The sequence below is a fragment of the Sphaerisporangium flaviroseum genome (genome assembly GCF_039537005.1).
GTDB classification, from domain to species: domain Bacteria; phylum Actinomycetota; class Actinomycetes; order Streptosporangiales; family Streptosporangiaceae; genus Sphaerisporangium; species Sphaerisporangium flaviroseum.
Window position 1 is genome coordinate 1 of record NZ_BAAAZR010000004.1, and the last position, 12,666, is coordinate 12,666.

General features: G+C 70.0%; 12 protein-coding genes. 7 read left to right on the forward strand and 5 right to left on the reverse strand.

The window, feature by feature from the left end:
* Nucleotides 1–538: 538 nt before the first annotated feature.
* Nucleotides 539–1,570: a CU044_5270 family protein gene (locus tag ABD810_RS11785; protein ID WP_344937917.1), complete on the reverse strand. Its 1,032-nt coding sequence runs from the start codon at nucleotides 1,568–1,570 to the stop codon at nucleotides 539–541.
* The gene (locus tag ABD810_RS11790) at nucleotides 1,563–2,123 is read right to left on the reverse strand and encodes an RNA polymerase sigma factor (RefSeq protein ID WP_344937919.1); all 561 of its coding nucleotides are present in this window, start codon (nucleotides 2,121–2,123) and stop codon (nucleotides 1,563–1,565) included. Before ABD810_RS11790 ends, ABD810_RS11785 begins: the two co-directional genes overlap by 8 nt.
* Before the next feature lie 512 nt (nucleotides 2,124–2,635).
* On the opposite strand from ABD810_RS11790, the gene ABD810_RS11795 reads away from it, so the two are divergent.
* The 7 genes from ABD810_RS11795 (at nucleotide 2,636) to ABD810_RS11825 (ending at nucleotide 9,798) form a co-directional block, all read left to right on the forward strand.
* Entirely contained in the window at nucleotides 2,636–3,967 is a 1,332-nt protein-coding gene (locus ABD810_RS11795) for an NtaA/DmoA family FMN-dependent monooxygenase (protein ID WP_344937921.1), read from the forward strand.
* Nucleotides 3,964–5,139, forward strand: coding sequence for an LLM class flavin-dependent oxidoreductase (locus ABD810_RS11800; protein WP_344937923.1), 1,176 nt, complete (start codon nucleotides 3,964–3,966; stop codon nucleotides 5,137–5,139). The genes ABD810_RS11795 and ABD810_RS11800 overlap by 4 nt, the downstream gene beginning before the upstream one ends.
* A complete protein-coding gene (locus ABD810_RS11805; protein WP_344937925.1) occupies nucleotides 5,136–5,381 on the forward strand; it encodes an LLM class flavin-dependent oxidoreductase in 246 nt (81 codons plus the stop codon). The genes ABD810_RS11800 and ABD810_RS11805 overlap by 4 nt, the downstream gene beginning before the upstream one ends.
* A complete protein-coding gene (locus tag ABD810_RS11810) occupies nucleotides 5,378–6,496 on the forward strand; it encodes an LLM class flavin-dependent oxidoreductase (RefSeq protein ID WP_344937927.1) in 1,119 nt (372 codons plus the stop codon). The genes ABD810_RS11805 and ABD810_RS11810 overlap by 4 nt, the downstream gene beginning before the upstream one ends.
* A 147-nt stretch (nucleotides 6,497–6,643) precedes the next feature.
* A complete protein-coding gene (locus ABD810_RS11815; protein ID WP_344937929.1) occupies nucleotides 6,644–7,600 on the forward strand; it encodes a D-alanine--D-alanine ligase family protein in 957 nt (318 codons plus the stop codon).
* A gap of 5 nt (nucleotides 7,601–7,605) precedes the next feature.
* On the forward strand, nucleotides 7,606–8,976 hold the full coding sequence (locus ABD810_RS11820; RefSeq protein WP_344939007.1) for a UDP-N-acetylmuramoyl-tripeptide--D-alanyl-D-alanine ligase: 1,371 nt from the start codon (nucleotides 7,606–7,608) through the stop codon (nucleotides 8,974–8,976).
* A gap of 129 nt (nucleotides 8,977–9,105) precedes the next feature.
* Nucleotides 9,106–9,798 (forward strand): aspartate/glutamate racemase family protein, encoded by a 693-nt coding sequence (locus ABD810_RS11825; protein WP_344937931.1) that lies wholly within the window; start codon nucleotides 9,106–9,108, stop codon nucleotides 9,796–9,798.
* A gap of 101 nt (nucleotides 9,799–9,899) precedes the next feature.
* Here the strand turns inward: ABD810_RS11825 and ABD810_RS11830 are convergent, their stop codons facing one another.
* The 3 genes from ABD810_RS11830 to ABD810_RS11840 are packed head-to-tail and all read right to left on the reverse strand — an operon-like array spanning nucleotide 9,900 to nucleotide 12,575.
* On the reverse strand, nucleotides 9,900–10,385 hold the full coding sequence (locus ABD810_RS11830) for a GerMN domain-containing protein (RefSeq protein ID WP_344937933.1): 486 nt from the start codon (nucleotides 10,383–10,385) through the stop codon (nucleotides 9,900–9,902).
* The gene (locus ABD810_RS11835; protein ID WP_344937935.1) at nucleotides 10,382–11,893 is read right to left on the reverse strand and encodes an ATP-binding protein; all 1,512 of its coding nucleotides are present in this window, start codon (nucleotides 11,891–11,893) and stop codon (nucleotides 10,382–10,384) included. The genes ABD810_RS11830 and ABD810_RS11835 overlap by 4 nt, the downstream gene beginning before the upstream one ends.
* A 7-nt stretch (nucleotides 11,894–11,900) precedes the next feature.
* A complete protein-coding gene (locus tag ABD810_RS11840; protein ID WP_344937937.1) occupies nucleotides 11,901–12,575 on the reverse strand; it encodes a response regulator in 675 nt (224 codons plus the stop codon).
* Nucleotides 12,576–12,666 lie beyond the last annotated feature (91 nt).

Below are 12,666 nucleotides of genomic sequence, written 5' to 3' on the forward strand. Positions count from 1 at the left end.
CCTCGCCGTGACACACGGACAAGATCAGGAGATCTACCTGGCCATCAGCCAGGATTTCCAATGACCGCCAGCCGGGACTCCCTGTCCATCAGCCTCGACTTTTCTGTCCGCTGATCAGGAGTTTCTCGTGGCCGCTTACATGGCCCCATCGTCCATCAACCCCGCCAAGCGTGGAAGTCACCGATATTGACCTGGATTATCACCACTGGTGATGACTACAAGCGCTCGCCAGGGGCAGGAGGAGCGGTTTCAGTAGGAACGCGTCCGTGCTGGTGCAGGCGTCTTGCCGCGATCGTGGCCGCTCTTGCTAGTGAGTCAAGAGGCGGTTCCCGCGCGGTCACGCCGCCACAGGCCCATATCCAGGGCGTCCAGCACGAGCTTGGCGCGTATGGCCGTGACAGATGACACGCAAAGCGGTCGCATCGGACTGCCGCCGACACGGCGCCCTGAGCTTCGCCCCCGGAAGCCCCTTTCTGTGACCAGTGAGGGCGAAACTCAGGGCGCCCTTTACGCTGCCTGTCCGGTTAGCCGGCCGTACTCAAAGAGAAGGCGCGACCGGCTCAGAGTCGGTCCACCCGGACTCCAGCACGACCTCGGTGCGATCGCCCTTACCTGGCATGCCGATCACCTCGAAGGCCAGCACCATTGATGTCTCCGGGTCGACGATCAGCTTGCCCTGAGTGGGCTGGCCCCGCTGAATCGGGAAGGCGAGGACGACGCCCGGCCGGCCTTGCGGATCGGTGGCCTCCCCTGCCACCTTCACCGAGGGCAGCTCGGCCAGAGCCCGAAAAGCCGCACCTCTCACCTGCGGAGAGGTGGGCAACTCGTACAGCAGCGACGCCAGCACCGTCGGCAGGCTGTCATCCACCGAGCCCTCGAAGTCCTCATCGGCGCGTACCGCCTCAACCGCCTGGTCCTTCAGCGCTTCGGGGTCAGCGGGCAGCGCCTCGATCTCCTCCAGCGTCAGCTCAGCGGCGCTGAGACGGAACTTCTGCTCGCCCTTGTGCGGGACCAGCCTTCCCTCGCCCGGCGAGGTGGAGAAACCGCCTCCCTGTTCCTCTCCTGTCCCCCATTCGGTCGGCGAGCCGTCGCGGCGCCACGCATCCATATCGAGAGGACGCGCGGCCAGCTGCTTGAAGCCAGACCAGCCGCGGCCGTCCTTGGCGACCCAATCCTCGACGATTCGAGAGTCCTCCAGCCGGTAGGTGTCGCCTTCCTTGCCGAACGGCTTGGCCCACCGCATCCTGTAAAGCCGCTTGACGTGCCAGTAAGCCCCCTCGGGCGCGGCCTCGGCTTTAGCCGCCGCGGCCAGCAGGATCGAGTGACCAGACAGGGTGGTCGTACTGATCTCAGGAGAGGGGACAGGCACCGGGCGGGAGGTGACCATGCCAGGCACCACGACCGCCGCCACGACCGCGGCTGCGGCGAGTCCGGCGACGGTGACCTGCCACGGCAGCAGCAGCAGCCGCCGCCTGCTGGCCATGCGCACGCGAGCCTCCACCCTGGTCTTCACGAATGGGTCCTGGTCGGGCCGGCCGTACAGCTCGCGGATCTGGCTGAGTTCATCCATGGCTGACCTCCATCGGATTGGTGCCGCCCAAGGCGGCGCGGATCTTGGTTCTGGCGCGACTCAGCCTTGAGCCGACCGTGCCGTAAGCGATGCCGAGCGCGTTGGCGATCTCCTCGTGGCTCAGACCCGCCAAGGCCGCCAGAAGCAGAACGTCGCGCTCGCCCCGCCCGAGACCGGCGATGGCCTTGGCGAGCGCCGGGCGCAGGGTCTCGGCACTGAGCTGGGCCGTCACGCGTTCTTCGTGGCCTGGTGAATCGACGGGGAGACCGTGTCTTGCCATGGCGCGCAGCGCACGAGCCTCTGTCCTGCGGTGCTTGCCGATGAGATTGGTGGCAATGCCGAACAGCCAGGTTCTGATACTGGCCCTGGCAGGGTCGTACCGCGCTCGCTTGCGAAACGCGGCCAGGAACGTCTCGGCGACCACGTCTTCGGCCTGTCCATGGCCGAGCCGCTGGACGATGTAGCCGTAGATCTCGTTGAAGTGGGCGTCGAAGACGGCCGAGAAATCGTCGAGCGACAGGTCCGGCGACCCTTCAACTGGCGTGGCTCTCATCGAGAACCTCTCGTGAGCGAATGTCAGGTCATGGGTTATCACCCGATGAGCCGATTCGCTTTCCCGATCAAAGTGAAGAGCCCTTAACTCGGGTCATGACGAGGAGCTGTGCCCGAGGATCTCGTTCGCTCGAACTCCCGGCCGTCATCCGCCTCTCGCCGGCCTGGGGTGTCGGCGATCTGCCGGTAGGGATAAGTCGTACACCTCTCGGACGTATGTCGCGAGGTCTGCTCAGTATTCCATGTATTTCCTATTGATTTTGCGGGGAATCTGTCGGAGGATCGAGTGCGTGAGTAGCAGCGAGCTTCTGGTGGCTCGCCTCTACGTCGACCTCAGACGGCAGGCGAGCGCGCTCTGTGCCAAGCGGTGACTTTCGCGGTCCCGCTGCCCCGTTGTCCCCAGCGCGGCCCTACACGCTGCGCCCTCCCCGCGCCGCTTCTGGCGGTGGTCACCGAGCCGGCGGACCGGGACCTGGACACCTCCTTCGCCGGATCGCCCACCAGGAGGGCCTCATGACCAAGCAGATCCACCTCGCCGCGCATTTCCCCGGCGTCAACAACACCACCGTCTGGTCCGACCCGCTCTCCGGGAGCCAGATCGACTTCGACTCGTTCCGGCATCTGGCCCAGACGGCCGAACGTGGCAAGTTCGACTTCTTCTTCCTCGCCGAAGGGCTGCGGCTGCGTGAGATGAAGGGCCGCATCCACGACCTGGACGTAGTGGGGCGCCCCGAGTCGCTCACCGTCCTGTCGGCGCTGTCGGCCGTCACCACCCGGCTCGGGCTGGCCGCGACGGTCAACTCCACCTTCAACGAGCCGTACGAGGTGGCGCGCCGGCTGGCGTCTCTGGACCACCTGAGCGGCGGCCGGGCCGCCTGGAACGTTGTGACCAGCTACGACGCCTTCACTGGCGAGAACTTCCGGCGCGGCGGCTTCCTGGACGAGGCGGATCGGTACACCCGGGCGGCGGAGTTCCTGCAGACCGTCCGCGAGCTGTGGGACTCCTGGACGCCCGATGCGGTCACCGCCGACGCCGCCACCGGCGAGTTCGTCAGGCACGGCGGTATCACCCAATTCCGGCACCAGGGCCGCCATTTCGACATCTCCGGCTTCTTCAACGTCCCACGGAGCCCGCAGGGACACCCCGTGATCATCCAGGCCGGGGACTCTGAGGAGGGCCGCGAGTTCGCCGCCTCCGCCGCCGATGTCATCTTCAGTCGCCACAGCAAGCTGGAGGAGGGTCGAGCCTTCTACCAGGATGTCAAGCGCCGCCTCGCCTCGTACGGCCGGCTGCCGGAGGACCTCAAGATCCTGCCCGCGGTCACGTATGTGCTGGGCGACACCGACGCGGAGGCGGCCGAACGTGCCGCCGGGATCCGCCGGGCCCAGGTGAGCCCGCAGACCGCGATCTCCTTCGTCGAAGGGATCTGGGGGCGCGACCTGTCCGGTTACGACCCTGACGGGCCGCTGCCCGACATCGAACCGGACCTGGAGGAGGGCGTCTCCAAGGGCCGGGCGCAGTTCCGCCGCGACCGCGGCGAGGTGGCCGCCAAGTGGCGGGCACTCGCGCAGGAGAAGAACCTGTCCATCCGCGACCTGGTCATCGAGGTCGCCGCGCCGCAGACCTTCATCGGCACCCCGGCGTCGGTCGCCGGCGAGATCAACGCGTTCGTGCAGGCCGACGCCGCCGACGGCTACATCTTCGTCCCGCATCTGACACCCGGGGGGCTGGACGACCTCGTCGACAAGGTCGTCCCGCTGCTCCAGGAGAGAGGCGTCTTCCGCACCGACTACACCGGCCCGACCCTCCGCGATCACCTCGGCCTCAGAAAGGAGACGTCATGACGTTGCATCTCGCCGTCGCGCTGGACGGCGCGGGCTGGCATCCGGCCGCATGGCGGACCGAAGGAGCCCATCCTGACCGGCTGTTCACCGCCGGGTACTGGGCCGAACTGGTCCTCGAAGCCGAGCACGGCCTGCTCGACTTTGTCACCTTCGAAGACTCGCTCGGCCTCCAGTCCACCCGCTTCGAAGGCCCCGACGAGCGCCTGGACCAGGTGCGCGGCCGGCTGGACGCGGTCCTGCTGGCGTCCAGCCTGGCCCCGATCACCTCCCGCATCGGGCTGGTCCCCACCACCAGCACCACCCACACCGAACCGTTCCACGTCGCGATCGGCATCGCCTCGCTCGACCACGCCAGCCGAGGCCGGGCCGGGTGGCGGCCCCGAGTGTCGGCCCGCCCCGACGAGGCCGCCCACTTCGGCCGCCGCGAGTTCCCGCCGCTGGACCTGTCCGATCCCACCACCACCCGGCACGTCGGGAGCCTGTTCGGCGAGGCGGCCGACGCCGTCGAGGCGGTCCGCCGCCTGTGGGACAGCTGGGAGGACGACGCCGAGATCCGCGACGTGGCGACCGGCCGCTTCATCGACCGCGACCGCCTGCACTACATCGATTTCCACGGCGAGTGGTTCAGCGTCAAGGGCCCGTCGATCACCCCGCGATCCCCGCAGGGACAGCCCCTGGTGACCTCGCTCGCCCACGACACCCTGCCGTACGAGTTCGCGGCCCGTAGCTCCGACGTCGTGTACGTCACCCCGCACGACCGGGCGAGCGCCGGGGCGATCGTCGGCCAGGTGCGAGCGGCGGAGGCCGCCGTGGGCCGCACCGGACCGGCGCTGAAGATCTTCGCCGACCTTGTGGTCTTCCTGGGGAACAACGGCGCCGACCGCAAGTCACGCCTGGACGAGCTGGACGGCACCGAACTCGTCTCCGACGCCCTGGTCTTCACCGGTAGTCCGGACCACCTCGCCGACCTGCTCATCGGATGGCAGGAGGCAGGGCTGGACGGCTACCGGCTCCGGCCCGGCACCCTCCCCCACGACCTGACGGCGATCACCCGAGACCTGGTGCCCGCACTCCAGACCAGGGCCGCCTTCCGCCGTGAATACCAGACGGCGGACCTGCGCGGCAGGCTCGGCCTGACCCGCCCGGCCAGCCGCTACGAGAAGGTTTCATGACCGCCCTCCTGCCCCTCCCTCCCCCCCTCCACGTCTCCGCTCCGCCGGTGACCGAGCGCTTCCGCGAGGTCGTGGCCGGCGCGGTCCTGGCCGAGGAACTCGGCCTCGACGGCTTCGCCTTCGGCGAGCGGCACGAGCGGCCCTTCCTGTCCTCCTCCCCGCCGGTGGTGCTGAGCCACATCGCCCCCGTCCTCCGCAAGGAGATCCCCAGCAGGCCGCTCTCCCAGGGAGAACTCTCATGACCCGGCTCTCGATTCTCGACCTGGCCCCCATCGTCTCCGGCCAGACCGCGCGCGAGGCGCTCCACAACACGATCGACCTGGCACAGCGAGCCGAGGAGTTCGGCTACCACCGGTACTGGCTGGCCGAGCACCACCTCACCCCGGGCGTCGCCAGCTCGGCCCCCGCCGTCCTCATCGGCGCCGTCGCCGCGGCGACGAGCCGGATCCGAGTCGGCTCCGGCGCCGTGCAACTGGGCCACCAGACCCCCCTGGCCGTGGTCGAGCAGTTCGGCACCCTGGACGCGCTCCACCCCGGCCGGATCGACCTCGGCCTGGGCCGCTCCGGCCAGCGCGCCAAGGAACTGCGCTCCGCCGCCGAGGCGCCCGCCCCGCCGCAGGCCACGGCACGAATCGTCGACGGCCTGCTCATCCCGCCCGCGTTCTCCTTCGCCACCATCGCAGGCTCCCCGCTCTTCAAGCTTTACGGGTCGCTGCTGCAGCAGCCAGGTGCCGAGTCACCCGACTTCGCCGAGCAGGTCGACGACATCCAGGCCCTGCTGGCGGGCACCTACCGCTCGGCCGACGGGTTCCTAGCGCACGCCCAGCCGGGTGAGGGCGCCGAAGTGGAGCTGTGGATCCTCGGCAGCAGCGGCGGCCAGAGCGCCCAGGTCGCCGGCGAGCACGGGCTGCCGTTCGCCGCCAACTACCATGTCAGCCCAGCCACCGTGCTCGAGGCGGTGGAGGCCTACCGGGACGCGTTCAAACCGTCGCAGACGCTCGCCGCTCCGCACGTCATGGTGTCGGCCGACGTCGTGGTGGCCCCCACCGACCAGGAGGCCCGCAGGATCGCCGAACCATACGGGCTGTGGGTGCGCAGCATCCGCACCGGCGCCGGCGCGATGGCGTTCCCCGCGCCCGAGGAGGCCGCCGCGCATGTCTGGAGCCAGGGGGACCGTGCGCTGGTCGCCGACAGGCTCGACACACAGTTCGTCGGATCACCCGAAACGGTCGCGGGCAAGCTGCGCGTCCTCCGGGACGTGACCGGGGCCGACGAACTGCTCGTCACCACCATCGCCCACGACCACGCCGACCGGGTCCGCTCACACGAACTGCTCGCCGCAGCATGGCGCGAGTGACCAGATTGCCGGCGACCGTGACACAACCATGACACGGCGCTGACGAGGCGGGGATACGTTCCGCCGACAGTGAGTGGGGTCGACCGGCGCCTGTTCCCTAGCGGTGGGTCCGGCCGTCTCCGTCTCACTGAGGAAGGCTGATCGATCGTGACTGAACGCGTACGCGTGGCTGTGCTGGCGGGTGGGCCATCCGCCGAGCATGAGGTGTCGCTGCGGTCGGCGCAGGCTGTGCTCGATGAGCTGCCGAGGGAGCTGTACGAGCCCGTCGCCGTCATCATCGACCGGCAGGGCAGGTGGCCGGTGGAACTGCGACGCGATCTGGCGGACGTGGTCTTCCCCGTGCTGCACGGGCCGTTCGGCGAGGACGGCGTCGTCCAGGGTCACCTGGAGACGCTGGGCATCCCGTACGTGGGCTGCGGCGTCATGGCCTCTGCCGTGGCCATGAACAAGGTCGCGATGCGGCGCGCGTTTCTGGCGGAGGACATTCCGGTCACCCCACATATCTGGTTCACCGAGCACGAATGGGGCACCACCACCGACTCCTGGGGTCTGGTGAAGTCGCTCGACTGGCCGATGTACGTCAAACCGGCCAACATGGGCTCCTCCATCGGCATCTCACGTGTCACCTCCATGGAGGAGCTGCGCGCGGGCGTAGATCTGGCGCTGGCCTACGACCGGATGGTCATCGTCGAGCAGGAGGTGACCGCGCGCGAGGTCATCTGCGGCGTGCTGGGCGGCTACGACACTCCGGATGCTTCGGTGCCCGGCGAGCTCATCGTGCCCGGCGACTGGCTCGACTATGAGGCCAAGTACCTCAGCCAGGCCGAGATCGCCGGCATCCCTGCCGTGCTGCCAGAACGGGTGGCCGAGGACGTGCGCGAGCTGGCTCTGCGCGCCTTCCGGGCGATCGGTGGCTACGGCCTGTCCCGTGTCGACTTCCTCTATGAGGAGGACACGGGACGCCTGTACGTGCTGGAGATCAACACCATGCCCGGCTTCACCTCCCGTTCCGTCTACGCCAGGGCCTGGGCCGCAAGCGGTGTCCCGTACCCGGACCTGCTGCGCCGCCTCATCGACCTCGCGTTCGCCAGGAGCGGCTCGTGATCCCCATGACGCTGAACAGGATCGCGCGGGTCGTCGGCGCAAGCCTGTATGACGTGCGCGACCCGCGGGCGCTGGTGACGGCGCCCGCGGCGGTCGACTCCCGCGAGGTGGTGCCTGGCGGCCTGTTCGCCGCGACGGTCGGCGCCCGCGTTGACGGTCACGACTACGCGGCCGGTGCCATCGCCGGCGGCGCCGTCGCCGTGCTGGCCTCAAGGCCCGTCGGCGTGCCCGCCCTCGTGGCCCAGGACGTCCAGCTCGCGATCGGCCTGCTGGCCAGGCACCTGCTCGAACACATCAGCCCGACCGTGATCGGCCTGACCGGCTCCGTGGGCAAGACCACGACCAAGGACCTGCTGGCCCAGGTGCTCGAACGGCACGCCGCGACGGTCGCCACCGACAGGTCGTTCAACAACGAGATCGGGCTGCCGCTCACCGTGCTGCGTGCCGATGCCACCACCCGATACCTGGTGCTGGAAATGGGTGCGGGCCGGAAGGGCGACCTGACGTACCTGACCGGGCTCGCACCGCCCCAGGTCGGGCTGGTGCTCAATGTCGGCACCGCACATGTCGAGCGCATGGGAGTCGGGCCGGTCGACGTAGCCGAGGCCAAGGGCGAGCTGGTCGAGGCACTTCCGGCGGACGGGTTCGCACTGCTCAACGCCGACGACCCGTACGTCCTGGGCATGGCCGGCCGCACCAGGGCCCGGATCCTGTTGTACGGCGGGTCGGCGCAGGCGCAGGTGCGAGCCGAAGGTGTGCGGATGGCCGACCGCGCGCGAACCGCGTTCGAGCTGGTGACGCCCTCCGGCCGCGCCCCGGTCGAGCTCAACCTCATAGGCGAGCACCAGGTGAGCAACGCCCTGGCCGCCGCCGCCGTCGCCACCGCACTCGGCCTGGGCGTCGCCGAGATCGCCGATGGGCTGAACGCCGCACGGCGGCGCTCCGCGGGCCGGCTGGAGATCGTCGAACGCCCTGATGGCGTCACCATCGTCGACGACGCCTACAACGCCAGCCCCGAATCCATGCGGGCCGGGCTGCGGGCGGTGAAGGCCCTGGCCGGCACCCGTCGTACCGTCGCCGTGCTCGGCGCGATGGGGCAGCAGGCGGACGCCTCCCGCGCCCGGCACGCGGAGATGGGCCGGCTCGTCGCCGGCCTCCGCTTCGACGTGCTGATCGCGGTCGGAGCGGGGGATCCGCTCGCGATGGCGGAGGCGGCGGAGTCCTCGAACCAGGGCGTGGCCGTCCATACCGTCGAGGACGTGGCCGGGGCCGTCAGGCTGGCCACCGCGCTTCTCGAACCGGGAGACGTGGTGTTCGTCAAGGCCTCCAGCGAGATCGGGCTCGGTGCCTGCGCCCGTGCGCTGGCCGGCGCCTGACCGTTGGCGCAGCGCCGAGGGGCCGGGCGGATCGGGCACGTCCATGCTGATGCGCCGCCTGACCGCACTCGACCAGGCCAGTGGCGGCACCGTCACCGTGGCCGGCACAAGCTATCGAAACGGAGTTCCATGCGCACTATCGGTCTCATCGGCGGGTTGAGCTGGGAATCGACGGTGATCTACTACCAGATCATCAACCAGCGGGTACGGGAGCGACTCGGCGGCAGCCATTCCGCCAACAGCCTCATCTGGTCGGTCGACTACACGACCGTCGAGGACCTCATCTTCGCCGACCGCTGGGACGAGGTGAGTACGCTGCTGGCCGATGCCGGCAGGAAACTGGAGGATCTCGGCGCCGAGGTCCTGCTCGTCTGCAGCAACACCTTCAGCCGGACGAGCGACGACGTGGCGCGGGCCGCGAGCGTGCCCGTGCTGCACATCGCCGACGCCGTGGGCGCGGAGGTCCGCGCCAGGGGGATGCGCAAGGTCGGTCTGCTGGGTACTCGCTTCACCATGGAGCAGCCCTTCTACCGGGATCGGCTGGCCGCCCACGGCTTCGACGTGGTCGTCCCGCGGCGCGAGCAGCGGGAACTGGTCCATCGCGTGATCTTCGACGAGCTGGTGCGCGGGGTGCTCCGGGAGTCCTCCAGGGACGCGTACGCCCAGATCATCGCCGATCTCGCAGCCGACGGAGCCGAAGGCGTCATCCTCGGCTGCACGGAGATCGAGCTCCTGATCACTGAGAAGAACACCGCCATCCCACTGCTGCCGAGCGCTCGGCTGCACGCGGAGGCGGCGGCCGGCTTCGCGCTGGCCGGCTGACGCACCCTCGGCCGCGTTCTTCAACGGCGCGTTGGCACGTTTCACTCAGTCTCCTCCAAGACCCTGGCGATCTGCCCAAAGTGGAGGACAGGTCTCTACCGTTACCCCGGGCATTTCTGGGGGCCGACGCTCTGCCCAGCACCGACGACGGTGACCCGGGCAGGGCTTCCCGGCGCCATGGCGGCGGCCGTGCACACGATCTGCCCGACGGCCAGTGTGGACAGTTCGCCGGCCGGAGTGGACAGGGTCACCACCAAGTGGCCGGCCGACTTGGCGGTCACCGAGAACGGGTCGGCTTCGGGCGGGACGTCGGTGGTGAATCCGTGCGCCTGTTCCCCCGCGGTGGGTCCGTCCGCCAGCAGCGCGAGCGTTTCCCCTTGGAACATTGGACGATCATTAGGCCGCGTTACCGCGCTGAGCCGGCCGTTCTTCACCAGATAGAGGGTGATCGTCGTGGTCGGTGCGACGCGTCCGCTCGGCGGGTCGCCGGCGACGATGACGTCGCTGGGTTGCACGCCGCAGCCGGCCGCGGCGACGAGCGATATGAGGCCCGCGGCGAGCATGCGGCGGGCGAGTCCGGTCCTCATTCGGGGCTTCCGTCCGGATCGTGTGCCCGGCGTGGGAGGCGCAGCGTGAAGATGGCGCCGCCGTCCGGGGCGTTGGTGACGGTGAGGTCGCCTCGGTGCAGGCGCGCGTTCTCCCGCGCGATGGCCAGGCCCAGGCCGCTGCCTTCGGACCTGGCCCTGGCCGCGCTGACCTTGTAGAACCGGTCGAACACGTGCGGCAGCACCGCCTCGTCCAGCCCGGGTCCGTGGTCGCGGACCTCAAGAGCGATCCAGTGCGGGTCGGCGCCGAGCCGTACCGACACCGGTGGCTCGCCGTGCCGCAGGGCGTTGCCGACCAGGTTCGCGAGGATGACGTCCACTCGGCGCGGGTCAAGCCACGCCGTCACCCCGGGTGGGACCTCGGTGTGCACCGACTCCGACCAGCCCCGGGCCCGCAGGGTCGCGCGCACCAGCTCGGCCACGTCGACCTCGTTCGGCGCGAGGGCCGCGACGCCGGAGTCGAACCTGCTGATCTCGATGAGGTCGTTCACTAGAGCGGTGAGGTTGAGCGTCTCCTGGCTGACCAGCCTGGCGGCCCTGCCGGCGGGCTCTGGCAGCCGGTCCGCCTCCTCGTCGAGGACGTCGGCGACCGCAGCGAGCGCGGCCAGGGGGGTGCGCAGCTCGTGGGACACGTCGGCCACGAACCGGCGGGCGTCGGCCTCCATCTCGCGCAGCTGCTTGACGTGCCGTTCCAGCTCCGCGGCGGTGTTGTTGAACGTGCGTGCCACGTCGGCCAGCTCATCGGAGCCGCGGACCGCGATCCTGGTCCGCATCTCGCCCTCGCCCAGCAGGCGTGCCGCCCGGCCGAGCTCGCGCACCGGGCGCAGCACGCCACGGGTGGCCAGCAACGCCAGGACGACCGCGAACGCCAGGGCCGCGCCGCCGATGAGCCAGGCGCGTGCGGCGAGCTCGTCGATGCTGCGCTGTTCGGGAAGCAGGCTGCGCGCGACGTAGACCTCGATACCGGACACCCGCGTCGTCCGGTCCTCCTCGACGATCAGCAACGGCGTACCGATGATCAGGAGGGGCGCGCGCTGCCACACCACACGCTGCCACACGATGTCGCCGCCGGCCACCGCCCGCCGCAGCTCCGGTGGAATCCTCCCGGGATCCAGGATCGGCACGTTCCCGCCCGGCCTCCGGCCCCCCTGCGGCGGCCGGTCCCCCTGCGGCGGGGGGCCGGCCGGCGGCGGCGGGCTCCCCGGCGAGTGCATCTCGCGGTAGACGGCGACCGCAAGGCTGTTCTGGTCGGCCGCGGCCGCGGCGATCTCGCCGAGCTCGTCCGGGCCCGGTGCCGCGCTCCGCAACGGGTAGAGCGCCTCCAGGCGGCTGGTCATCGACTGCACCGCGGCATCCTGGGTCCTCTGCAGGATGGCGTTGCGGGCCTGGACGTAGATCCCGCCGGCCACCGCCGCCGCGGTGACCACGCACAGCAGTGCGAAGCCGAACAACAGCCGGGCACGCAGCCCCAGGCTCGGCCGGGGTGTCACCGGCGGCTCACACCGGCCCGAACCGGTACCCGAACCCACGCACCGTCTGCACGTAGACGGGCGCCGCCGAGTCGTCCTCGATCTTCGCGCGCAACCGCTGCACGCACGCGTCCACCAGACGCGAGTCGCCGAAATACCCGTGCTCCCATACCGACTCCAACAGCTGCTGGCGGCTGTGCACCCGGCCCGGCGTGCCGGAGAGCTCGAGCAGCAGGCGCAGCTCGGTCGGGGCGAGGTCCACCGGCACGCCGCGTTTGGCGATCACGATCCCGGCCCGATCGATGGTCAGGTCCCCGTGCCGCTCCAGCTCCGCCTGGTCGCGGCCGATCCGCCGGAGCACGGCGCCAATGCGTGCCTCCAGCACCCTGGGCTGCACCGGCTTGACCACGTAGTCGTCGGCGCCCGCCTCCAACCCGGCCACCACGTCCATGTCGTCGCCGCGCGCCGTCAGCATGATGATCGGTACCTGGCCGGCGGCCCGGATGCGGCGGCAGACCTCGAAGCCGTCCATGCCAGGCAGCATCAGATCGAGCACGACGACGTCGGGAAGGTCCGTACGCATCCGGTCCAGCCCCTGCTCGCCGGACTCCACCGCGCGCACCCGGTGCCCATGCCGGGTCAGGGCCAGCTCAAGACCCTCCCGCACGGCCGGGTCATCCTCGATCAACAACACTCGCGACACGCCCCCGAGTTTCACAGCACGCCCCCGTTATTCGCCCGCCGGTCAACACCATCCACTGTCGGACGACCGTGTGCCCGCCTCGTCTTCGCCG

Excerpts from the sequence above, each read along its gene's own strand:
- ABD810_RS11790 (WP_344937919.1), bottom strand. The coding sequence starts at position 2,123 with ATGAGAGCCACGCCAGTTGAAGGGTCGCCGGACCTGTCGCTCGACGAT.
- ABD810_RS11810 (WP_344937927.1), top strand. The coding sequence starts at position 5,378 with ATGACCCGGCTCTCGATTCTCGACCTGGCCCCCATCGTCTCCGGCCAG.
- ABD810_RS11795 (WP_344937921.1), top strand. The coding sequence starts at position 2,636 with ATGACCAAGCAGATCCACCTCGCCGCGCATTTCCCCGGCGTCAACAAC.
- ABD810_RS11830 (WP_344937933.1), bottom strand. The coding sequence starts at position 10,385 with ATGAGGACCGGACTCGCCCGCCGCATGCTCGCCGCGGGCCTCATATCG.
- ABD810_RS11825 (WP_344937931.1), top strand. The coding sequence starts at position 9,106 with ATGCGCACTATCGGTCTCATCGGCGGGTTGAGCTGGGAATCGACGGTG.
- ABD810_RS11820 (WP_344939007.1), top strand. The coding sequence starts at position 7,606 with ATGACGCTGAACAGGATCGCGCGGGTCGTCGGCGCAAGCCTGTATGAC.
- ABD810_RS11785 (WP_344937917.1), bottom strand. The coding sequence starts at position 1,570 with ATGGATGAACTCAGCCAGATCCGCGAGCTGTACGGCCGGCCCGACCAG.
- ABD810_RS11800 (WP_344937923.1), top strand. The coding sequence starts at position 3,964 with ATGACGTTGCATCTCGCCGTCGCGCTGGACGGCGCGGGCTGGCATCCG.
- ABD810_RS11805 (WP_344937925.1), top strand. The coding sequence starts at position 5,136 with ATGACCGCCCTCCTGCCCCTCCCTCCCCCCCTCCACGTCTCCGCTCCG.